Origin of the sequence: Microvirga sp. 17 mud 1-3 (assembly GCF_003151255.1) — a bacterium.
In the GTDB taxonomy this organism is placed as follows: Bacteria; Pseudomonadota; Alphaproteobacteria; order Rhizobiales; family Beijerinckiaceae; genus Microvirga.
Map to the genome: position 1 here is coordinate 244,232 of NZ_CP029481.1, position 23,002 is coordinate 267,233.

Annotated in this window: 19 protein-coding genes and 1 pseudogene; 10 read left to right on the forward strand and 10 right to left on the reverse strand. The window is 57.0% G+C overall.

Features of this window, described 5'->3' with window-relative positions; translation table 11 throughout:
• Position 1: 1 nt before the first annotated feature.
• From C4E04_RS01190 to C4E04_RS01215, 6 genes are all read left to right on the forward strand, one after another.
• On the forward strand, positions 2-877 hold the full coding sequence (locus C4E04_RS01190) for an ABC transporter permease (RefSeq protein WP_109594174.1): 876 nt from the start codon (positions 2-4) through the stop codon (positions 875-877).
• A complete protein-coding gene (locus C4E04_RS01195; RefSeq protein ID WP_109594176.1) occupies positions 874-1,722 on the forward strand; it encodes an ABC transporter permease in 849 nt (282 codons plus the stop codon). Before C4E04_RS01190 ends, C4E04_RS01195 begins: the two co-directional genes overlap by 4 nt.
• Positions 1,712-2,533, forward strand: a complete 822-nt coding sequence (locus tag C4E04_RS01200) for an ABC transporter ATP-binding protein (protein ID WP_210204593.1) — start codon at positions 1,712-1,714, stop codon at positions 2,531-2,533. The genes C4E04_RS01195 and C4E04_RS01200 overlap by 11 nt, the downstream gene beginning before the upstream one ends.
• Before the next feature lie 18 nt (positions 2,534-2,551).
• On the forward strand, positions 2,552-3,301 hold the full coding sequence (locus C4E04_RS01205) for an electron transfer flavoprotein subunit beta/FixA family protein (protein WP_109594178.1): 750 nt from the start codon (positions 2,552-2,554) through the stop codon (positions 3,299-3,301).
• A gap of 13 nt (positions 3,302-3,314) precedes the next feature.
• Positions 3,315-4,259, forward strand: coding sequence for an electron transfer flavoprotein subunit alpha/FixB family protein (locus tag C4E04_RS01210; RefSeq protein WP_109594180.1), 945 nt, complete (start codon positions 3,315-3,317; stop codon positions 4,257-4,259).
• A 67-nt stretch (positions 4,260-4,326) separates the two neighbouring features.
• The gene (locus tag C4E04_RS01215) at positions 4,327-4,728 is read left to right on the forward strand and encodes a carboxymuconolactone decarboxylase family protein (RefSeq protein ID WP_109594182.1); all 402 of its coding nucleotides are present in this window, start codon (positions 4,327-4,329) and stop codon (positions 4,726-4,728) included.
• A 498-nt stretch (positions 4,729-5,226) separates the two neighbouring features.
• Here C4E04_RS01215 and C4E04_RS21685 read toward each other — a convergent pair whose 3' ends face one another.
• The 4 genes from C4E04_RS21685 to C4E04_RS21690 are packed head-to-tail and all read right to left on the reverse strand — an operon-like array spanning position 5,227 to position 11,593.
• Complete coding sequence (locus C4E04_RS21685; RefSeq protein WP_109594184.1) at positions 5,227-7,098, reverse strand: TniQ family protein; 1,872 nt, start codon at positions 7,096-7,098, stop codon at positions 5,227-5,229.
• A gap of 12 nt (positions 7,099-7,110) precedes the next feature.
• Positions 7,111-8,211, reverse strand: coding sequence for a TniB family NTP-binding protein (locus tag C4E04_RS01225; RefSeq protein ID WP_109594187.1), 1,101 nt, complete (start codon positions 8,209-8,211; stop codon positions 7,111-7,113).
• Positions 8,212-8,223: 12 nt separating this feature from the next.
• The gene (locus tag C4E04_RS01230; RefSeq protein ID WP_162559229.1) at positions 8,224-10,341 is read right to left on the reverse strand and encodes a Mu transposase C-terminal domain-containing protein; all 2,118 of its coding nucleotides are present in this window, start codon (positions 10,339-10,341) and stop codon (positions 8,224-8,226) included.
• Between the two features lie 49 nt (positions 10,342-10,390).
• The gene (locus tag C4E04_RS21690; protein ID WP_109594191.1) at positions 10,391-11,593 is read right to left on the reverse strand and encodes a TnsA endonuclease N-terminal domain-containing protein; all 1,203 of its coding nucleotides are present in this window, start codon (positions 11,591-11,593) and stop codon (positions 10,391-10,393) included.
• A 1,341-nt stretch (positions 11,594-12,934) separates the two neighbouring features.
• Between C4E04_RS21690 and C4E04_RS01245 the strand changes: the two genes are divergently transcribed.
• Positions 12,935-13,171, forward strand: a complete 237-nt coding sequence (locus tag C4E04_RS01245) for a helix-turn-helix transcriptional regulator (RefSeq protein ID WP_109594196.1) — start codon at positions 12,935-12,937, stop codon at positions 13,169-13,171.
• A gap of 111 nt (positions 13,172-13,282) precedes the next feature.
• On the opposite strand, the gene C4E04_RS01250 is transcribed toward C4E04_RS01245, so the two are convergent.
• The 5 genes from C4E04_RS01250 to C4E04_RS01260 form a co-directional block, all read right to left on the reverse strand.
• Positions 13,283-15,298, reverse strand: a complete 2,016-nt coding sequence (locus C4E04_RS01250) for a TniQ family protein (protein ID WP_162559231.1) — start codon at positions 15,296-15,298, stop codon at positions 13,283-13,285.
• A gap of 26 nt (positions 15,299-15,324) precedes the next feature.
• On the reverse strand, positions 15,325-15,702 hold the full coding sequence (locus C4E04_RS20735) for a transposase family protein (RefSeq protein ID WP_162559232.1): 378 nt from the start codon (positions 15,700-15,702) through the stop codon (positions 15,325-15,327).
• 289 nt (positions 15,703-15,991) lie between these two features.
• The gene (locus tag C4E04_RS20740) at positions 15,992-16,147 is read right to left on the reverse strand and encodes a hypothetical protein (protein WP_162559233.1); all 156 of its coding nucleotides are present in this window, start codon (positions 16,145-16,147) and stop codon (positions 15,992-15,994) included.
• 17 nt (positions 16,148-16,164) lie between these two features.
• A complete protein-coding gene (locus tag C4E04_RS01255) occupies positions 16,165-16,413 on the reverse strand; it encodes a transposase (protein ID WP_162559234.1) in 249 nt (82 codons plus the stop codon).
• 441 nt (positions 16,414-16,854) lie between these two features.
• Complete coding sequence (locus C4E04_RS01260) at positions 16,855-17,826, reverse strand: oxidoreductase (protein WP_109594202.1); 972 nt, start codon at positions 17,824-17,826, stop codon at positions 16,855-16,857.
• A gap of 48 nt (positions 17,827-17,874) precedes the next feature.
• Between C4E04_RS01260 and C4E04_RS01265 the strand changes: the two genes are divergently transcribed.
• Positions 17,875-18,843, forward strand: a complete 969-nt coding sequence (locus tag C4E04_RS01265; protein ID WP_109594204.1) for an AraC family transcriptional regulator — start codon at positions 17,875-17,877, stop codon at positions 18,841-18,843.
• Positions 18,844-19,367: 524 nt separating this feature from the next.
• On the opposite strand, the gene C4E04_RS01270 is transcribed toward C4E04_RS01265, so the two are convergent.
• Positions 19,368-20,285: an MBL fold metallo-hydrolase gene (locus C4E04_RS01270; RefSeq protein ID WP_109594206.1), complete on the reverse strand. Its 918-nt coding sequence runs from the start codon at positions 20,283-20,285 to the stop codon at positions 19,368-19,370.
• 1,108 nt (positions 20,286-21,393) lie between these two features.
• Between C4E04_RS01270 and C4E04_RS01275 the strand changes: the two genes are divergently transcribed.
• Positions 21,394-22,263: an alpha/beta hydrolase gene (locus C4E04_RS01275; RefSeq protein ID WP_245416196.1), complete on the forward strand. Its 870-nt coding sequence runs from the start codon at positions 21,394-21,396 to the stop codon at positions 22,261-22,263.
• A gap of 239 nt (positions 22,264-22,502) precedes the next feature.
• Positions 22,503-22,805 (forward strand): annotated as a pseudogene (locus C4E04_RS21695) (DUF2585 family protein).
• Positions 22,806-23,002: the final 197 nt, after the last annotated feature.

Genomic DNA, 23,002 nt, shown 5'->3' on the forward strand with positions numbered 1-23,002 from the left:
CATGTTTGTTGCCAACAAGCATGACGCGCAAGTCCCCCGACCGCAGGCGAGTTTCGGCGAATACTGGACGGCCTCGTTGAACAAGGTAAGAGCCTTCGGCAGCTTCATGCTGCCGATCCTCGCACTTCTTCTTCTATGGGAGGGCGCCGTCAGGTTCGGGTTCGCACATTCGAGTATTCTTCCGGCCCCGACCTCGATCGTCATGAGAGCGTGGGTGCTCCTCGATGTTGGGCACCTCAATCAGAGTCCTTTGGTTGCGAATATCCTATCCAGCCTCTGGCGGGCACTTGCGGCATTCCTCCTTGCCAGCCTCGTCGCCATTCCGCTCGGATTTGCGTTAGGCCTCAGCCCTCTTGCATATCGGATTGCGTCTCCCTTGCTGAGCGTCTTATTGCCTTTGCCTGCCGTCGCATGGGCGCCGATCTTTCTGGTTGCTTTTGGACAGGGCAATGTGACGATCATCAGCGTGTGCTTTCTGGGGGCATTCTTTCCGATCCTCTACAGCACGATCCAAGGGGTGCGCGGCCTCGGCCGGCACGCAATGTGGGTGGTGCGCAGCATGGGCGCCGGCCCGCTGGATATCTTCCGCCGGGTTCTGCTCCCCGGCTCTCTTCCTGCGCTGATTGCAGGGCTTAAACTTGGAATGGCTCATTCATGGAGGACGCTTGTCGCGGCCGAGATGCTCGCAGCCCTCAGCTCGGGCCTGGGTTATATGATTTTTGCGGCGCGTTCATACATGGACGTTTCAACGATGTTCGTCGGCATCGTCTGCTTGGCGGTTATCGGTATGCTCATCGAGCATGGATTGTTTGGGCCGCTTGAGACGGCGACCATTCGCCGATGGCATCGTACGAACCGTGTGGGAGGCTCTCGATGAGTGCGGTCGCTTCCATCCCGGCGAAGACTGAGAGTGCGTCAGCGGGTGCTCTCATCCTGCGGCTGATCCGCCACGTGGCGATCGGTTCCGGCGCTATTGCTGTCCCGCTGTTGCTATGGGAGCTGGCGGCGCGCCTCGGCTGGATCAACACATTTCTCTTCCCGCCTCCCTCCCAGATCTTCGCAACGATCTGGGCGCAGTCCGGGCCTAACGGGAACCCGCCCTGGGCCATACCGCTTCATGTGGGGCGCAGTCTCTTCAGGCTGTTGTCCGGCCTGGCCCTTGCCATCGTTGTCGGAACTCTGGTCGGGGTGGCCATCGGCATGAGCAGGACGGGGCGGGCGATCTTTTCGCCGATCATCAGCGCCATCATGCCTGTGCCTACTCTGGCCTGGACACCGGTCCTGCTTCTTGCGGTCGGCATCGACGATCGAACCACGATCCTGGTGGTGTTCATCGCGGCAAGCTTCGAGATCATCTACACCATCGTCTCCGGTATCGAGATGATGAACGTGAAGCTCTTCTGGGTTGCAAGATCGATGGGCGCAACCCGTAGCCAGATCTTCTGGCGAGTGATCATACCGGGCATTCTTCCATATCTCATCACCGGCATGCGGCTTGGCACGGGCTATGCATGGAGAGCATTAATCGCGGCCGAAATGCTGGCGGCAAGCTCGTTCGGGCTTGGGTTCATGATCTTCGATGCCTCTGAGTACATGAGCATGGACGTTATTTATGGCGGCGTGATGCTGATCGCAGTGCTCGGCTACCTTTTGGAAAACGTGCTGATCGGACGGCTAGAGGCCGCGACAACAGAAAAATGGGGAGTTCAAGTTGAGCGCTGAGGCCATACTCCAGTTTCCGCAATCCGCGACCGACGCCAAGCCCAAGATCGTCGCCCGCGGCATCCAGAAATACTTTGGAAGCGTCCTCGCCATGGAGGATGTCTCCTGCACGATCCATGAGCGGGAGTTCGTCGCAATCATCGGGCCGAGCGGGTGCGGGAAGTCCACATTCCTTTATCTCATTGCGGGCTTCGAGAAGCCGTCCGGCGGGACTTTGTCGATCGGCGGAAGGCCGATCGAGGGACCGGGCCCGGACCGCGGGATCGTGTTTCAGGAGTTCGTGCTGTTCCCCTGGCTGACCGTGCTCGGCAATATCACTCTGGGTTTGGATATCCAGGGCGTGCCGAAAGCGGAGGCTATAGAGCGGGCCCGGAAATGGATTCGGCTGACCGGTCTCTCAGGCTTCGAGGACGCATATCCCTCGATGCTGTCGGGGGGCATGAAGCAACGTGTCGCGATCGCTCGGGCTCTGACCTACGACCCCGAGGTGTTGCTTCTCGATGAGCCTTTTGGCGCACTCGACGTTCAGACCAAAAACTACATGATCCGGGATCTTCAGGACCTGTGGCAGGAGGCGAACCGCACCATCGTGATGATCACGCACAGCGTGAACGAGGCCGTTCTCATGGCCGACCGGGTTCTCGTGATGAGTTCGCGACCATCGCGGGTGATTGCGGACGTGCGCATTGAGCTTCCTCATCCCCGCGACCAGCGCGATCCGGCGCTGCGCCGATATGAGGATGAAGTGACGGGCATTCTTTCGGCGGAAGTCGATAAGGCCATGCGTCTTGAGCGCCAGGCAACACGTTAGATCCCGCAAGAGAGAACAATGAAAATCCTCATTCCTGTGAAGCGAGTTGTTGACTACAACGTGAAGATCCGCGTGAAGAGCGACGGATCGGGCGTGGAGCTGTCCAACGTCAAGATGTCCATGAACCCCTTCGACGAGATCGCCGTCGAGGAAGCCATCCGCCTCAAGGAAGCCGGCAAGGCCACCGAGGTGGTGGCGGTCTCGGTCGGCCCGGCCCAGGCCGCCGAGACCCTGCGCACCGCGCTCGCCATGGGCGCCGACCGCGCCATCCTGGTCAAGACCGAGGCCACCGTCGAGCCGCTTGCCGTCGCCAAGATCCTGAAAGCGATCGTCGCGCAGGAAAGCCCGCAGCTCGTCATCCTCGGCAAGCAGGCCATCGACGACGATGCCAACCAGACCGGCCAGATGCTCGCCGCCCTGCTCGGCTGGCCGCAGGGCACCTTCGCGTTCAAGCTGAACCTTGACGGCGATGCCCTCGAGGTCACCCGCGAGGTCGATGGCGGGTTGCAGACGGTCGCGCTCACCCTGCCGGCCATCGTCACCACGGATTTGCGCCTCAACGAGCCGCGCTATGCCTCCCTGCCCAACATCATGAAGGCCAAGAAGAAGCCGCTCGACGAGACCAGCCCGGAGGCGCTCGGCGTCGATGTCAGCCCGCGCCTCAAGGTGCTCAAGACCGCCGAGCCCGGCGGGCGCAAGGCGGGCGTCAAGGTGGCTTCCGTGGCCGAACTGGTGACGAAGCTGAAGACCGAAGCCGGCGTGCTCTAAGGGAGTTCTTTCGATGACGACGCTTCTCATTGCCGAGCACGACAACGCTCACCTGAAGGATGCCACCCACAAGGCGCTCACCGCCGCCCAGGCCCTGGGCGCACCGGTCCATGTGCTGGTCGCCGGCGCCAATGCCCGCGCCGTGGCGGAGACTGCGGCCAAGCTCGCCGGGGTCGAGACGGTGCTGCTCGCCGATAGCGCGGCCTACGAGCACCGGCTCGCCGAGCCGCTGGCGGCGCTGATCGTATCGCTGTCCGGCTCCTACGACGCGCTGGTGGCGCCGGCCACCACGGCGGGCAAGAACGTGATGCCGCGGGTGGCGGCGCTGCTCGACGTGATGCAGGTCTCGGACATCACCAAGGTGGTGGCGCCCGATACCTTCGAGCGGCCGATCTATGCCGGCAACGCGCTCCAGACCGTGCAGACGAGCGATCCGAAGAAGGTGATCACGGTGCGCACGGCGGCGTTTGCGGCCGCGCCTGAGGGTGGCACGGCCACGATCGCGCCGGTGGCGGCGGTGGAAGCCCCGCCGCTGTCGCGCTTCAAGGGCGAGGAGCTGGCGCAATCGGACCGGCCGGAGCTGACCTCGGCGCGGATCATCATCTCGGGCGGGCGCTCGCTGGGCTCGGCCGAGAACTTCGCCAAGTACATCGAGCCGATTGCCGATCAGCTTGGGGCTGCGATGGGGGCAAGCCGCGCGGCGGTGGATGCGGGCTATGCGCCGAACGACTGGCAGGTGGGCCAGACCGGCAAGGTGGTGGCGCCGGACCTTTACATTGCGGTGGGGATATCCGGGGCAATCCAGCATCTGGCCGGGATGAAGGATTCGAAGGTGATCGTGGCGATCAACAAGGACGAGGAGGCGCCGATCTTCCAGGTCGCCGATTACGGCCTCGTCGGCGACCTCTTCAATATCCTCCCTCAGCTCCAGACCCACATGGAAGAGACCGCGGGGTAGGGCGCTGCGGATGCATCGGAAGCAGCGTAGAAGGCCATCTTCCGTCCTGAGTATCGGAGGTTGAACCGTGGATGAGACTTTAGCCGAAGCAGGCCTCAAAGTTCGCAGGGAGGTGCTCGGAGATGAGTATGTCCGCAGGGTCGCCGACAATGCGACCGATTTCACGCGCCCGTTCCAGCAGCTTGTCAGCGAGTATTGCTGGGGGCAATGCTGGGCGGACGACACATTGCCAAGAAGAGAGCGCAGCATCCTGAACCTCGGGATGCTCGCGGCTCTCAACCGCATGGAGGAGTTTGAGCTTCATGTCCGCGGGGCGTTGCGCAATGGCGTGACAGCCGAGGAGCTGCGCGCTGTCCTCATGCAGATCGCGGTTTATTGCGGAGTTCCGGCAGGCGTTGATTGCTTCCGCCGGGTTCAGCGGATTCTTGATCAGGAAACCAATGAGAGAAGCGCCGAGGCGAGCCGTTGAGGCATGAGACTTCCGGCTCCGACCTGCCAAAGAAAGAGCCTCACAACTCGCATTGTGAGGCTCAGCTATCGTTTGGAGCTTCGTACGCCTGCCAGTTGGGCAGTCATTCAAATATTGCGAACACAACAAGGTCTAAACCAATAACTTACCCGGATGCTTTCCACAAACAGATGCGAATACTGCCTTTCAGAAAATGCGAATCTTTCAACTTTTTCTGACAAAGGGTGCGACACGCTTCGCAATCGAGTCGAAGTTCCTATTATCCACATAGGAGGGCTCTGAATGGATTACGAAATGCTACGCTAAAAGAGAGGTGGCTATTGGCTGCCGTAGGCGGCCTGACTCTATAATGTGTCGTCAAGCCCAGATATTCGAAGCGTTCAGAAACACCCTAACCTAGCGGTCAGAGTGAGTTTAGGCCAAAGAACACAGTGCTGGTGCATCGGGCGGCACATTCAGATGTAATATACTATCATAGTAATCAAATGCCCTTCAACGTCAACCCAAACCGCCTCGGGATTTTGCCTTCGGAGCGTTGGCGGGACTGAATAGATCCATTGCGCTCACCCTTTCTACATCGGCCTGTCGCCACACAGCTGATATACCCCGTCTTGGATCCGAACGGAGAACCGGCGTAACCCTCGCGGCAGTAAGTTTCGACATCACAACCCGGGAGCTCGTCCGATGTCGGACCGCCAACCGCCGAGACGTTGCGTAGAGCTTTGGAAATTCTTCCACCGAACGAAGACTTACGCCATGCCGTGCTAATGCCTTTCCGCTCGAGGATGCAGTGAGGCAACCAGCATTTACGAGAAGTGGGACCATCCGAGCAGCCATTCCAAGTGCCTTCGCCGCACTCCGGACACTCATCCGGGGACATCCTGATGAGCCGATCCTCATCTTGGAAAGGTCGATTCGACAAACCAAAATGCTGTCAAGCATGGGACCTGTAATGCTTGGATCATAGTATGCGGGGATCAACCCTGCCAAAATTTGCCTGATGATCTCCACTAAGGCGACGGATCGCATTCGAGCCACCTCCGAGAGAGATACGCTATCAGCTAAGCCGTTGCTCGCGCAGGCCCGCAACTGCTCGACAAAAGACGTGACGGCCTCTGGAAGGTAACGATGTTCCTGGAGGCTATTGCCAATACCTGTTACGCTAGCAACGAGGCGATGCTGGCGAAGTCGTTCGACTTGGAATGTTGATATGCCAAGATCCCTTGCAACTTCTGCCACAGTGAGTACTCTTGCCCGACTGTGAATGAAGTTTTCTACTGAGTTACTTTCTACAAAATGTGCACGTCGACCTCCCATTCTTCGAGATTCGCCCCGCAGCGCGCCAGAGGCAATCAGACGAGCGATGGTTGCTGTGGTTAAACCGAGTACCTTGCCTGCCGTCTTGGCAGAAACAATTCCTGTTTGCTCCGCCGTGGTATGGAAAAATGACGAAGGCTTGGTGAGGACACGATGAGTTGGACCACTGATATGTCGGCGAACCGTTTCTATAATTTCTTCGAAGCGTGGGTCATTTAAGGCTTCTCGCAGACGAGACAGGAATGGGCCAAACTCAGCCGTGAGACTAATACCCTCCGTTGGCCGGCGGCGTTGGGAGTCAATAAATGCAAGAAGCCCATGAGGCCAATCCAGCAGCACAGATGCTGCTTGCTCTACGCGTCCAGCCATCTCTCGCACCAGCGGTTTGGAGATATAACCTGAGCGCCAGCTCTGGCCTGGATGCGCTACGCCAAAGAACCGGATCAAGCGCAGTGCGGTCTCGAGATCCTGGACAGGCGCGGCACCTTTCGTTGGTGGATTCCCTAGCGCCAAACCGTCAAGAAAGCGCGAGAGCGCAATTGCAGCGGAACTCGCCGGATCGGAAGGTGTATCGCTAAGAGAAGCACTGCAACGACACTGGAGCCGATACGGATGGAGAAGCGGTACGGCGTCACCGCAGCGCGGGCATTCATCGCGAAGCAGGCAGCTGTGATGTGGGCAAGCTACATAGCCAATCAATGCCCATATGCGGGGCGCCACCCGATCGTTGGCGCAGCAGACGGGACAGTATTTGGATCGTTGCAGGGAAAGGTTGTACGGCGAGACCACGGTTGAGCCAAAACGCAGATACCCCAGCGATGTCACGCTTGGCCAGAATGCCATCCCGGCAAGGGTAGCTGAGTCCGTTACCCCACCGAGCATCTGCACGAGTCCGCTGAGGTCACAAGGCCGGGTGACGAAGCTTCTGGGGACCGCGACCGCCCCTAGGAGCCACGACAAATTCTTGTAACCGTTATATCCAGCTACTCGAGCCAGGTAGCCATGCAGGCTCTCGTTGGTCGGGTCGGGTAGGATTCGCACAGCAACACGCATAGCAGCTCAATCCTATCCCGTTTTTGTGAGAGCGGCCGTAACGGCCATATTGCGCTCTGAGCGACGTAGCTTCACTTGATTGGCTTTGGAGCGTGGCCGGCGAATAGGCGACCTGTCATCCCGGGGTTTGGGTGGTAATTGTCCGTTCCACTCTGGGCCGAATGGGTTGATTAGCTTTTCAAACGCTTTGTCTTTCCGAAATGCCTTATCGAACGCCTTTTCCAGGAGAGCGAGATCGATGTGTCCAGGCTCCGATCGTCGCATTGCCACGCGCATCGCCATGAGAAGAAGCTTCTTCAATCTGCCGATGACGCCCCGGCACACATAGAAGAAGCGCTTTGCCACGCGGTCGTCCAAAACATCGACCTCGGGTGCGAACGGAATCGGGCTTGCGTCTCTGAACGCCACCAGGAGACCAATGAAGTATGCACGGCTCTCGGGCTCGTCAACTTCATCTGCTCCCCAGTCATATGGGTCCATTGTGAGTTCATTGTCCCACCGACGATCGAACTGTTCATCCTCTTCAACGAGTACTCGCATGCGAGGGAGGCCCAACATGATAAAGGACACGCCCGAGACACTATGGCGTGTTTTGATCCAGTCGATGAGATCCCCTGCGCTAAGGACGCCGTTTCGATCAACCGCACGCTGCGCCTCGTCGATAAGGATCCCGACCGTTCCACACGCTTTCAGATAGAGGTCTACCCGATCTTCAAGATCTTCCCGGCGTCCCTTCTTCCACAGCGGGTCGCCAAGCGCCTTGAGCATCGCCCTCGCAACAGGAATCACACGTGGTTGGGACGGCATTTCGAACGATAGAAGCGGAACGTAATCTACCACCTGCTCTAAGCCCGAAGGGAGACTCGTCCGCAGCCCATCAGGGACTACGGGATATCTGGCCCGGAGCTTCTTGAACAGCGTCGTCTTCCCGATACCAGTCTCACCGGTAATCTGTAAGCAAGGAACTTCGTCAGCCGAGCCATGGAGTGCGAGGACATCCTCGATTTCCTCCATGATATCATCGAACATAGGGTGGGCGACGAACACGGTTTGTAACTGAGCCCACGGGTTAGGCACAGGCTGACGAGCAGCAGGGACTATGAGGGTATCCATCGCAACATATTCCTATTCTGAGGAACGAGCTAGAGAACGGTCTGTCCTGAAGGCCGGGATAACACGCTGTCGCTGTGGAGCGACGGGCAAGGGTGATGCACTGTCTTGAGCCTCTGACACGAAGGCTTCCGAAATTGTGCCTCCCGCCGTATTTGGCGTCGGTAATGCCGCGTACGGGTTCAGTGGTTGCCCAGCGAAGGGGCCTGTTAGCGTCGGTAGATTTCCATTGGGATCTAGATTGGCGAAGACATGCTGCGACCCGACCCCCAGTGCACGCGCGATCAAGCCACTTGCCCTGATGCTGAGTGCATCAGGGAGAGCATGTGCAATCATCTCTTGGAGGTGCAGCCGCGATTCGATAAGGGCTTCAAGAGAGTTTCGCCCCGACAAACGCTCCGCATGCCGCAGGTATAACTTGTGGCAATGAAGCTCGAGGCCCTCAGCGTAACCGCCGTATCCAGTCTCCCTCGCCGTAGCTGGGATCCAGAACTCCTCCTTTGGCTCCCAGACGTGAATCTTGCCGAGGTCAAGAGGGTTGACTTTGACCTTTACCTTCAATTCGTGACCTCGCAGGTTTCGTAGGAGATGGAGACCATCCGAATAGTAACGGATGTTCTCATAAACGACGCCGCGATGATCTAGCCTTCTCCCCTCTCGTACAATGCCGAACATGACGTCCATGTCCGTACTCGTTTCTGGATACTCAGGATCTACCTCGGCCGTGCCGGCGGTCCATCGCTGATCGGGTGTTAAGCGTGTGCCGGGTGTTGGGCTGTGGTGATAGACCTCGAGAAGCCAGCAATGGAGAAGGTAGAACAGCTGGCGGAAGCCCATTACGGCATTTTTTGCAGGATCATAGTCTACACGGTCAATCCCATCCCTCAAATCCAGGACGAACCCGCTCATCCCTTGGAGCCATTGGGAGTTAGCAACGTTGAATGCACCCTCTACCTCTGCTTTAGCCCATGGGGTGCGAGGCGGCGTAAAGTCGAAAGGGACATCTAGATTGAACGTATTGGTAAGAGCCGTGCGACTGTGGGCTGGCAGGCTATTGTCAAACACGATGAAGTGCGGAATCCCACCATATGGGAAAGGTGGCAGGCCGGGGTAATGTTGCGCTACATAGCTCTTTCTGGAAACTGCGTGACGCAAGGTGCTTCCAAGAACCAGATCGCTGGGAGGCTCAAATCCGAGGTAGAAACCGATGATTGCTCCGGAGAAGACATCGATAAGCCAAGCGAGCCAAGGACGCCCTAATGGAACGCCAAGTATCTCATCGATGACAAAGATCGGAAGTCGAGTTTCGTCGAACTGGACAACAGCGAGACAATGTTGAGGTTTATCGATTGGACGAGGATGGCGGTGCAGTTGCTTGACGCGAGTGGGGCCGTATTTCGCAAGATCTCTTTGATAGGCAGGGTACTGATTCCAGTGATTGTAGAACGTGCTCTTCTGCGGCATAGGGAGCTCAATGCCTGGGTTTCGCAAGCGCTCGGCTTTAAGGCGTTTCAGGACCCCTGCCATGATGTGCTTCATCACAGGTCTGGCTTTTCCCCCAGGGAAATTGCGATGATGAGCTGCTTCGATCTCCGCAGCCATTTCCTCTCGGAGAATCGATCTTACAATCGGGTTGAGCTGGTTACGATTGCCGCGGTTCTCGAAATCCCCGGCGAGATCTTTGTAGTCGCCATACTCGCCATATTTGACGCACCAACGATAATAGGTTGAGGCGTGAATAGTCTCCTCTCTTCCAAGATACTCTTGTCCGAGTGTACGTCCAAGTTCATCAAGTAGAGATTGGAGAACGGTCACATCCGTCCGAGTGCCATGCTCGATGATTTTTGCGGTCTTTGTCCCCGGCGTAGTTCCTTCATCCACTGCTCGAATGACGGCTCTGCGAAACTTGATGCGAGTCTGCTTTTTAAGATCTAAGTCGCTAAGAGGAACACTCGCTTTCCGCTGCCTATCCTTTCGCCTCTCAGGCCGGTCCTCGTCCTTGTCGCCGTCAAAACGCAAAGCCCCTTCGTCGTAGAGGCGGTCAAGCTCGGCCCGTGATCGTTCTTCTTTGACATTGTCCTTTGTATTCTTGACGATCCACCACTCGGAGCCTTCCGCCCATGTTCTCGTCACGAGTTTGTAGCGGACAAGGTAGATATATACGAATACACCCGCAGCGTACCTATAACCTCTCATTGCTCGACCCCTCGTGATCATTTCTGGAGGACATCAAGCCACGCCCAAGCCACACATGACTGTCTAGTCCGAGTACTTGGGAGGCGAGATCCATCTTAAGCAAGCCCTTCCGCACGAGGGCGTAGATATGTTTCCGTTGAAGCCCAGGAAAGCGAGCGAGTATCTCGTTGACACTCAGGAATTTCGATTGCTGCAAAGCGGCGGTAATGGCATCTCGAGTCTCACGAGAAGGTGTAGGCGCGAAGCGGTCCTGCCAGATTAGCTTGATATTACTCCAGCGCGGTTCACAGCGAAGGTGATGTTCCGTGAGGACACAGAATGCAAACCCGAGACTATTTAAGGCGGATCCGATAAGTGGCCACCGCATCTCATTCTTCTCGCGCTGCGCGTCATATTCCAACTTGATTTCCTGGAACTCCCAGGAATTCTCGCGGACGACAAGGCAATCAGGCCGGTAGTGACGGACTTTTCCTTCTCTGTCGCGATACTGCAATCTCACTGGCTGCTCTACGAAAGTGATAATTTCCGGATCTAGTTCATTGTGAAGGAAATTCTCAAATTCGGGACGGGATGCGGATCTCAGAGTCCGTCGGGCCTTGAGGCTGTGGAAGCGACCTTGTCGCCCGAGATAGGGACCGCTAAGCGAGGGCCCAATGCGCATGAAGGGAACGCCATCAAAGGCAAAATCGAGCGCAGGGTGGCGATGAGTGATACGTGCCTCAACGTTGCTAGCCAGTCGAGCAGGATCGGCGTGCCAACGGCGATCACGCGGCCTCTGGCTCGCCGAGAGCTCCGGTTCCGGAGGAGCGACCCCCAACATTCTTCGAAAATATGCGGCCCTTGCATCGCTGGCATCCGACGTATCCAGCTGTGACGGCGCGCTGTAGCGCGGAACTTCAACCCGGCCGCAGCTCAGGCCGGCCTTATAGGCTGTAAGAATTGATTGCGCTGGTGTCATCCTCATGGCAGTACAGACTCCGTCGCTCATTTGCCGCGAACAAAATTGAAGTACGATCGCCGTGCGATCACCTATGGTTTGGCGACACAGATTTGGTTCGCAACTTCGGTCGAACAAGCTCGTTGAACGAGCGTCGTCAAAACATGTGCTCTGAAGCTCGCAAGCTAATGCTTCGCCCGAGAGGTGGGCGTCCACATTCCATTTATGCTGTATGGCTGCATCGAGAACCATTCTTGTTCTATAAATGCATCTTCGTCTCCTCCGTTACGAATACGGATTCTGGCTTCACCAGACGGATCAGTGAATCCGCTTCTCAGAGTAATCACAGGAATATTTCAAAGTTGCAGCGTGCGACCCTTGCGAACGAAGGATGCCGCCATCCGATTGCTCTCTTATAACGTCGGGAGCACTACTAGAATTGCTGTCATGCGCTGACGCGACACCGGCCTTATGCTCAGATGGCGCGGCCGAGTTGAGCCATTATACGCCCAATTGTTGATCCGAGCCGCTATGGCCGAGCCATAGTATCGACGTGCCAGAGAGGCAGTCGAAGGATTAACTTCGTGGTCAAGGTGGGGAGGATCGTTTCAACATACGCTCGGCATATCCTTACGTGGCCCGGTCAGCGCTTATCCTCGGAGATTAGATCAACGCGGGTGAAGGGACCGATATGTTCGTCAACCCGGATGGACAGCAATCCCCGAGCCACCATTCCGAGGACACTTTCAACCGGATCATGACGCCTTATGAGCATCGCACAATCCTCAAGCGTCGCGCCAGGATCCTGGGAGAGGTGGGACATCACGGCAATTCGATCGCAAGGTGCAACGGGCACATGAGAGCACGATGCAATGAGCCGAGCATTCGCCAGACGCGGCTGGTGACGCAGCACTGCCTCCGGTACGAAAAGTGTTCGACGTCCCGCTACTTTGGCGCGTTGACGCAGCAAGTGGAGGGCCGCCTTCTGGATATCGCTACGCGACACTCTGCATGGAACAGCGATAAAGGTCACTTGCTTAGCCCCAATCCGGCCCGCGAGGGTAGCCAAACCCGCGTCCGAGAGCCGAAGATAGCGCTGGATTGTCTCGACCATTGGGTCGGGACCTAACAGCTGGACGCGAGGATATAGCCCGAGGACTGCTCTTAGATCCTGAAGCAGGTTTTGAGCGTCCGTCAGGCGCCTTTGGCGCCGGTACTCGGACGGGGCGAGGGATCTGCGAGGGCGATTGTAATAAAGGACAGGGTTCTGGAACATGACAAGGGCTCCAAGCCGCGTTTGGCGACTACGTTGAAATGACAGGTCTCGCGTTTCGTGACGCTCAAGCGGGAGTGTTAACGCCGCTTGCAACACGCACGTGATCTTCCGTAGAAGACCTTTATTTCGGATCTCCGTGCCTTGACGGAGCGGACGAACCGAACTTCAATCCTGCGAGATCTCTCGCAAGGGCGGTGACTGTCGCCGACTGTTATCGAGGTATCACGGCTTGCATATCGACCACGAGAATAAGACTGTTCGCTTTTTCCGCACAAATCAATTGGCCAGCATAGATTTTTGGCTGTGGTCCGTAGAACATGGTTAACGCCGCTCAAGTCCGGGCAGCTCGTGCACTTCTGAACTGGTCGCAGGATGACCTCGCCAGCCGTGCCAACGTCTCTACACGCACGCTAAACTATCTTGAAAAGGGAATGCGTCATCCTCAAAAGCAGACACTCAAGCACATTGAACGAGCGTTCGCAGAGGCTGGCGTCGAATTCGTTGCGACGACTGACGGAGCAGTCGGGGTTCTTCTCAGGAATAACTGCGCCTGATGCCGGTGCGAGCCAACCGAGCGTCTATGCTGCTGAGGAGCGTTACATCGCTCGGGCGAAAGAACCTGTCATAATTAGTCGTTTAGCATTGTGAAGTCGGGCCAGTGCAGGTCAGGTTGCCTTGGATGCCGTCCGCTTTCTGGCGAGACATCTTCTCCGGTAGCGAGATCGCTCGGATGCGCTTGATCGGTAGGCGTCCTCAAGAGCTTGGCCAATATCGATATGATTTATCACACGTCTCTCGAAAAAAGAGACGCTGCTACCATCATTGAACATGTATCGAAGAGGCCACACTCCAGCCTTGGCGAGCGCTCGCAGGAGAGCGGCAAGGCTTGTGCCATACTCCTTCGCGAGATCATGCGATCTAAGGAAATTCTCTTTAAAGTCGAGAATTGAGCGCCGGCACAGTTGAAGATACTCCCTGCTTGTTGCTTCTTGAAGGCTCTTAAGCTTATGATCTGCGACGAGGGCAAGTACTGTCATTGTTGAAACATTCAGAAATTTTGCAGCTGCCCATACGGGGACAAACACGTCTGTGCTCGTCTCATCAAACAGCGCATCATACATCCAAGTTTTCATCCGATGCCGGCAGAACCTGAGTGCCTGCAGGCCCTGCTGGCTGTCAACCGCATCACAGGGCGGCAGGGCGCCACTTCTCATTGCCCGTATCATCAGCTGGATCGGAATCTTATATAGGGAGCACGTTTTCATGACGCTCCCAAACGAGTGAGATTTGCCTCGGCTCAAGGATTTCAAATTTGATAGGATATCAGACGTGATCGTATCGACTTGCTCTACAGAGATCAGATAAGTTTTCGAACCATCCACGCTTGGTCCTAATAAGGGCGTGAGGACACCTGCGCGAGCTATCTTGTTTAGTGCTTCCCGTGAAACTCCTAAGCGTTGTGCTGCGGTTTTGAAATCAATGGGCGGTTCGGACTTCGATAGAAGCTTCGTAAGGTCATCCGCGCGAAACAGAGTCGGAGCCCGGGCGTTCTCTCCCGCTCTCTTGGCATTGATGATTCCGGCGTCGACAAGCGCTTTGATTTTTGGTGGGCTGCGCCCCAAGAGTCTGCATGCACCCTTGAGGTCGACGACACGCGCATCATCACTGTCGTGTCGTTCCCATGACGCGCTTCTGCGGGCAAAGCCGTCCCAATGTCTACGCAGATATTCCTGGAAAAATGGCTTCAACGTTGCCCAGGGCTCACGTTCTTTGTGCATACCGACGCTATAGAACGTACCAAAGTCATGGGTTAGTCCGAAGCGAGCGCCCTCTGCCGTTGCCCGCCGTCGCTCCTTTAAATCATCAAGGTATCGGAAGAGTCCTTCCGGCCAGTTCCAAAGATACTTCAAGCCATCATTGAGCGCCGTGTGAACGCGGTCCTGGCCATCTCTCGAGTAATAGAGTGGGCGCGCCCCCGGAAGGTTCGTTTCAAGGTGGAAGGCCATAGATAGAACTAGCTCAACCTTGTCTGCGAAGGATAAGTGATCAAGCTGTTCGGGCCATTTGCCGTGATGGACGCACCCGTCAAGTATGAAGTGTTGGAATCCAATTTCGGTTGCGAGGAACCAAAGACCAATCATGTCGGTGACCGCAAGCTGCTCTGTGGTGCATGCAGCAAGGTCACCTTTGCATTCCCCGCAGTAGCGGATAGATGGACTTCCCCATACCGTGGGCTCTGCGCAATGTGGACAGTGCCTTGCGAGGCGTATGCAGTGACGAGGGCAAATTTGGATCAAACTGAGATCGAACAAGCTCGAATGAAAACCAAACTCTGCGAGGCACTTAGGACAGTACTTGCGGGAGGACTTGCTTGATATCGGGTCGAGCATCCCTGCCGGAACGAGATTGCCCAAGTATATGCGGACCTTGGAAGAGCACTTTCGATAGAGCTTCGCCAACAGTGTCTGTTCGTCCACACCTGTTAAGTTGATAATCGTTTTGAGTGTGTCGCCACTCCAGAAACCACTATCGAGCGTTTTTCCGGCGACTCTGCCGCGGCCAAGAGCTCCGTCGAGAATCCAGGTGCCGGAGACATAGCCATTGTATCCCGCTAAGCGTGCCAGATATCCGGCAGTGCTTTCATCATCTGCGATGGGGGAGCGTACTGGGATCAGAGCCAACGTGAGTACCTCTGCCAACCGTACATTCAATGTAGCAGTAGTTTGCGTGTTAGTCCGCGATCGTGAGAGCCGGTCCACAGCTCTGAGATGGTAGAAAATTGCTTTTTGCAGCCGGAATGCTGCTGTTGGTGAGAGTTGAAGATACCGGTAGGCCTTTCTGGATTTCTCCAGTCGACAACTTCAGAAGGCTTATGATTATTGCCTCTGATGTTGAGCGTTTCTCCAGCCTTCGCTTTGGGTTCCGATAGACCGGGCGGCTTACCAAGCCGAGAGAAGTCGAGGCGAGTGCCATGGTGATAGGCCCAGAGATTGACCAGGTGCTCGGTGAACGCAGCGCCATTGTCGGGGAACAGGTGCCGAAGTGCCCCGTGTTGCCGCACTAGACGATTGAGCAGTTCGGCCACGTGTTCTCCGTGCTGGCGCTCGCCTCCCTCGATCGCCAAGCCCTCGCGGGTGGACACCTCCATCGCCGTCAGGGCTCGGAACGTCAGCCCGATGCTGAGCGCGTCATTGACGAAGCCGAGGCTACAAGCCTCGTTGGGGTCGCTTAAGCTGGCAGCGCGCCTGCGGCTGCACCACTGTCTTCCGCCAATGGGGCCGCTTGCTGAAGGCCAGTCCTTCTTCCCGATAGAGCCGGTAGATGAGATTGCGGTCGGCCATCTAGCCTTCACGCTTGAGCAGGATATGGAGGCGCTAGTAGCCATAGCGCACCCGCGTGCGCACAATTACGTGCATGCGCTGGCGCAGTTCGAGAAGGGAATCCTTGACCAGCGGCTCGCGCTGGGTGGAGCGGTGCTGGTGTGTGAGGGCACAGACCCGCCGCTCGTTGTGGCCGTGGGATACTTGCACGTAGCGCATCATCTGCTTCAGGATCGCGGGCCGGAAAACTTTCTTGATAGCGCAACCTGCGGCACGGCCTTGTCGAGACTGAGCTCGGCCACCAGCTTCTTGAGGCGGGCGTTCTCCTCCACCACCTGCTTGAGTTCCCGCTCCTTGTCCGATTCAGGGCCGACGTGCTGCTCCTTCCAGCGGTAGAACCTCTGCTCGGCAATCCCGACCTGCCGGATCAAATCTGCGACTAGTAAGCCGGGTTCCGCCTGCGTCAGGACCGCCACGATCTGCTCAACCGAGAACTACTCTTTGCGTGTGACAAACCGCCGTCACCGAAAAAGAAATTTGCCGATCAGACTAACACAGCAGCTGGACCGCTTCGCCCGTGTCACCTCAGTCGACATCGCGCCTTAGCGCAAGATTTTTACGATGAGTCCCTACGATGCAAATGGTCAGACACCTTACCTCGTCCTAACGAGAGAGGCCGCCTTCGCATAGAGAAAGGCCTCCACTCCTCGTCGTTCGAAGGTTGGATAAGAGCCATGAGGTCAGGCAAGCCACAGCCGCGTGTTAGTGCATGTGTTGAGGAGCCGTTTCAGATATCTCCTTAGGCAGCCATTGGAGAGGAAGGCCCATTTGGCCCTGAAGTGGCTCGCCTTTGGCGAAAGACTTTAGTTTGCGTCAGCTCTAAACAGTCGGCGTTTCTGAGCTGCCGATCAAATATATCATTCGGTCAGACGAACTCCTGTGAGACGCTCGCTCAATGACCACAGGCGATCGGCAAGGTCTCGATTAATTGCCCAAGGGTGCACTCCACGGGGTTCCTGATGATCGTCGGAGACAACAACGGCGATGTCGCAATCCTCGCAGTAAACCCCGCCCATACCCTCAAGCTGAGGACTCGTCGCACACCACACGCTGGTTGCCGCGCCTTGCTCGACGCTCTTGATCCCCCGGGCCGGATCAATGATGGGCCGGTCGTTCTCGTCAATGGCGCCCTGAGCCCGGATCTCTTCGCGGGTCATATGCTTCGACAAGTTGGTCAGGATACCCCCGGGATGAAGCGAAAATGCGCGAACGCCATCGGCCTGAGCGAGCGTGTCTAGGTTGAGCGCGAACAGGACATTTGCGCTCTTCGATTGGCCATACGCGATCCACGGGTCGTAGGCACGACGATCAAAATTCGGATCCTCAAAGTTTACTCCAGCGATGCAGTGACCGCGCGAAGAGACGGTCACCACACGTGCTCCTCGGGCCTGCCGCAGGGCCGGCCAGAGGCGCACCGTCAGTTGGAAATGTCCAAGGTGATTTGTCGAGAACTGGGACTCGTACCCTCGACAATCGCGGGTAAGTGGATTGGCCATGATGCCGGCGTTGTTCACGAGGATATGGAGCGCTTGACCCGAGGCGAGGAAATGATTGGCGAATGCGTCGATCGAGGTCGGATCCATCAGATCGAGGGACGCCGGCCGGGCATTGGGGATGTGTTCCAGCGCCTGCTTAGCTCTGTCCATATCGCGTGCCGGTACAATCACGGCGGCGCCTGCGGTGGCGAGCGCGCGGGATGTTTCCAATCCAATTCCGGCATAGCCGCCCGTCACGATAGCGACTCGGCCTGACAGGTCGCGGCCCTTTATCACGTCAGCGGCTGTTGTAGCTGCGCCAAACCCGGATTTCATGGGAGCTTGAGGGGTCATGCTGTTCTCCTTGCAGAGAAAGCATGCTCCAGCGAATCTGGATTTTGAATGCTTGAAAATCCGTCATTTCTGCGCGATCGTCCGAATATGGGCGATCCTCTCTCCGATATGCTGAGCCTGGTCGAGGCCCGAAGTGTCCTGGCTGGCCGCCTTTATGCCAGCGGCTCTTGGGCAGTGCGGTTCCCACCACCAGAAAAGATTAAGTTCAGCGCCCTGCTGTGCGGGACATGCTACCTCAGTACGCAAGACTTGTCCGTTCCTGTACGCCTCGAGGCTGGTGACGTAATCGTCGTAACTGGTCAACACTCTTTCATACTGGCCAGCGATCCCACCTTGGACCCTGTTGATGCGCGAGTTCTGTTTCGGGAGGTTCCGGACAATGTTGCTCGGATCGGAAACGGCGAGGATGTGTTCCTCTTCGGTGGCCACGTAGCCATCAATGCGGCCCGTGCTGGCCTCATCATAGATGTCCTGCCACCACTGATCCATATCAGGTCTGCAGCACCGGAGGCTGGTGCCTTGCACTGGCTGTTAAAGCAATTGGTGGCGGAGCTGTCCAGCAACAGGGCAGGGTCTGATCTCGCGGCCTCGCATCTCGCGCAGTTGATGTTCGTCCAGGTTCTGCGAGCGCACCTCGCCGAAACAACCCAAACATCTGATGCGGGCTGGTTCCGCGCGCTAGCGGATGACCGGATCGCGCCGGCCATACGGCTGATGCACCGCGAGCCCAGCCGCGCCTGGACATTAGGCGAATTGGCGCAGGCCAGCGCCATGTCACGAACGACCTTTGCAGCGCGGTTCAAAGAGGTGGCTGGTATAGCGCCGGTTGCCTACCTCCTGGTCTGGCGCATGCGGCTCGCCGAGCGCGCCCTCCTCAATAGTGACGCGCCGATCTCATCAGTTGCACTCTCCGTTGGCTACAAGTCTGAGAGCGCCTTCAGCAATGCCTTCAAGAGGGTCGTAGGTGTGTCACCCAAACGCTATCGCTCAGCCCGCATGCCGATTAGCAAGGAGTAGCCCTTAACGTGACGAATGGATGATTTAACAGCAGGGCTTAGTATAAGCCTTTATTGCACCGTGACCTGAAATATAAGTTAATCTTGTGGGCGGCGTACTCAGAAGATCGGGTCAGCAGGCACAGCCCGATGGGTGCCTGCCTTACTCCGAAATCGATCTAACTGTCGCATCGCTGCGCAATGACGCGAAGATACGCTTGCAGTTACTGAAAATGCAGCGAAGTAACTCATAAAACCGGGCACCGGCCGAAGGATTGGCCATAAAGCACAGTAGCGTAGGGAGCCCTATGAATCGCCGATGACGCGCCGCTTGAAATGCCAGATCTATTCCGAGTAGAGCCATGGTAATTGCATGGCGTGGGAGCAGCATCCATCGCGGCGCAGGCGCGAGCAGGAAAACCTGCTCGCGGTAGAGGAGGCGCTAGCCTAAGCCGGCGAGGATTCGGGCGGTGTCGTACGAGGCACCAATCGACTAGTCGTTCGACCACATGCACTCGTCCCGCTCGGACCTTACCCGACAAACGGTTAGTAATCCCAAAAGACCGGTACCCAACGAAAAGCGTCGCCGTCGACCGCCACTCGTCCGACGGACGGGAACGGCAAGTGGGTAGCCACCAGCTGTTCGCCGGTCGCCGCCAGTTCTCGCAAAAGACGGACCCGAACACGAGCCGCCTCTTCAGGGTCGTGTTCGAAACCGTTATGCCAGTCAGGGTGGTCGAATCCGACCGCGAACACGGCGTCGCCAGCGAACGTTAGCCGGTCGCCGCCGGATGCCAGGCGGACCACACTATGTCCGGGGGTGTGGCCGCCGGTGCGTTGGACGATCACGCCAGGCGCCACCTCATGTTCCTCATCGAACTTTCGCAGTTGGCTGCGGTACTCTTCCACAAAGCGCTTAGCGGTGGCCCTGAGCGCGTCCGGAAACCCCGGCGGCATGTCAGCGTGGGTGAAGTCAGGCGCCTCCCAAAACTTGACCTCGGCAGCAGCTACGTGAATCCGCAGATCCGGACGTAGCCGATCCTTCACACCCTCGACAAGAAGCCCGCCGATATGGTCCATGTGCATGTGGGTAAGCACTACGTCAGTCACGGACGCCAGATCGATGTCGGCGGATTCTAGTCGCTTGATCAGCTGCCCAGCCCGCGGCAAATTCAAGTTGGGGTCTAATCCCAAGCCGGCGTCGATAAGTATGGTCTGATTGCCGCTGCGAACCACGACTACGTTCAGCGACCAGTCGAAAGCATCCTGGGGTAGGAACATGTTGTTCAGCCAAGCCGCTCGCGTAGCCGCGTCGGCGTTGTGTCCCAACATTCTGGTTGGAAGCGGCAGTACACCATCGCTGACCACAAGCACGTCAATATCACCGACGCGTACCGCATAGCGCGACGGAACCAACTCTTCAGGCCCACGTGTACCGGGCTGCAACGTGTTGGCTAGATTCATGTTCGTCTCCTGCTAACCCACCGCTCTATACGCGGTCTCGACGACACTATGTTGAGGTGTGTTTGCCGTCGATTGGATCGAGGAATAGGACGCGCCATACTACGGTATAGGTGTTGCCATTCATGTGGATGGCATCGAGCAGGGTTGTGCGTGTTAAGGTATCCGATCTCAATCCGCGTTGGTGGTCTATGTGCTCGAAGATTACTACGTCTTGCGATGAGGTGAAGAGAGGCCCTCATCGTGACGCTTAGCCAGATCAGGGCGTGTATCCACAGTTCGGCTGGCTCCTGTCTAAGGCCAAGCAGGAAGGCCGATATGACGGCCAGAGAACTTAGGAAAAGCGAGCTATTTCGCCATAACGAAAGAGTGCAAAACTGGGTCACCGTCTAATCAGAGAGCCGATAATCCAGCGCTCCAATCGGTTTCAGAACCATCGGTGAATGTGAGTACAGCGCGAACCATGTCTGCGCCGAGACGCAGATTGTTGCACCACAGTCTCCTATCGTGTCCCACACGTTTCATTTCCATCGGCTCTCCATTCGATGACGAGCAGCCTGTCTGAAGCTTGATTGACCTGGTTGATGTAAGGCAAATGAAGGAATTTCGAGCGTGCATGAATTCTATTCATGTATTTGCTCATGCTGCTAGGGCCTAGGCGACGTGGACAAAGTGCTAGGGCTTGCTATCGAAGCGTTAAGATTGCCCTATTCTTTAAAACAGGTGACTGCATTCCTTCCTTTGATATCCAATTGTGGTCCTATGAGCACAGGTAAGTACTAGATCGCCGCGACGCATCAGGGAAAGTTGCTTCAAGGTATTTAGTCTATTCCCAGCCGAAGGGGCGGCGATGGTTCCTCAGAGAGCACGGACGAGCCATGGCACGGGAGTTCGGCCAAAATTCCTCGTTCACTGGCTTTTGCTCGCGTTGCTCGCCGTAGCACTTATCGCGTGCGCCGCACGACCTCGATCCGAAGTCTTGCAGCCTGCTGGAGTGAAGCGTGGTAATCGAAGCGTCACCATCTTTGCCGCGACGCTGCGAACGCCAAGGCCTGGATCGATAGTTACCTTCGACAGCGGCCAATCTCAGACACTTCGCTTCGCTCGGTACGTGATCTCGATCCCAGCAACGCACAAACCTGATACGATCGAGTGGCCAGGAGACCCACCTAATCCCGCCACTGATTTCGTCACGCTTGAATCGGCGAGCCTTTCGGATACCGAGTTCCGTGCTGGCATCGCTGCGGAGGATAACCGACGATCCATTCGACTTTTCATTCATGGATATAATAACAGTTTCCAAGAAGCGGTTTATCGGCTCGCGCAGATCACGGCGGATGCTCACGATCATCGGGTCGCGGTGCTGTTCGCCTGGCCATCCCAGGCAAATCCGCTTAGCTACAGTGCGGATAGAGCGGCAGCAGGGGCATCAACAGAGGGCCTTGCGAGGACGATCGAGATTCTGGCTGAACGGCCACGCACAGGGATTGTGTTGCTGGCTCACAGCATGGGAGGATGGCTTACGATTGAGACGCTGGCGAAAATGCGCCGTGAGCTTCGTCAAGAGACGTTCAAGCGATTCTCAAATGTCGTTTTAGCCGCTCCGGATATCGACGTCGCCGACATGGTCCGCCATCTCGAAGCCATCGGCCGGCTTCCTCGGCCGCTCACGCTATTGGTGTCGAGGGATGACGCCGCTTTGGCCCTGTCTCGCATCATCACCGGCGGCCGGCGTGTCGGCGCCGACGATGTGCATGATCCGTGGGTTCAGGCTGCGGCCAGGCGATACGGTGCTCGGGTCGTCGATATCTCGGAACTGATGACGGCTGACAGCTTCCGGCACGCGCGCTTCACTGCGATGGTGGCGCTCTACGCAAAATTCCATACGCAAATCGAGGACCCACTGGGGAGACACTATGCGGGCCCCGGCGTCTTTGTGTTTCGATCCGAAACATCGACGCTGGAGCCTATCGACCGGTGAGTATCTGATACGATAAGCATTCTTAAAGTCGGACCACGAAAAGATGATGTCGTTGCAATATACAGAAAAAATGCCTGCATTTCAGCCGCTATTCCTAGGGTGGCAAGACCGGTGGCGCATGGATCCCGCCTTATACTGGCCTTGTCCTGTGCCTGATCGGGCTCTCGGCCAGCGCCCGGCTCGCTAAGAGCCGAACCCCAAACTACTGCTGCCGAAGGTTCGAGCTGTGGCCTGGAGAAATCAATGCTTCAGGCAATTCCCAATACCTGGCGAACTGGTACACTCCGTCCCACATCGTCAATGGCTTTCTGTTTTCTGGTGCCCCGCGGCTCAGCGACCCGGTATGAGAGCGGTCGCTTCCGATCGGCGTCGAATGCGCGTGGGAGATTACCGAGAACACAGACGCGATCATCCACTGCCATCAGGCGACGCATACCGTTCTCATGTATTACAGCGTCAGTGTCATCAACTCAGTCATGGACATTGGCTTGATGATCGCAGGCTTCTGGCTTGCCTGCCTCGGTCGAATTGGTTGCCTGTGATGGCAGACCGCGATACTGTGAAACTGAATCGGACGTCGTGACGTCCTCGTGCGGCCAGCTGAGCACGACAATTTTCGTGCCCTCAGGTCGGCGATGACGGCAGTCAGGCCGGATTGATACTTCTCGCGCAGAAACGCGACTATCTTGCTGGACTTGGTCCCTTCGATCCTCTCGATCAGGAAGCGATTCAGACTGTC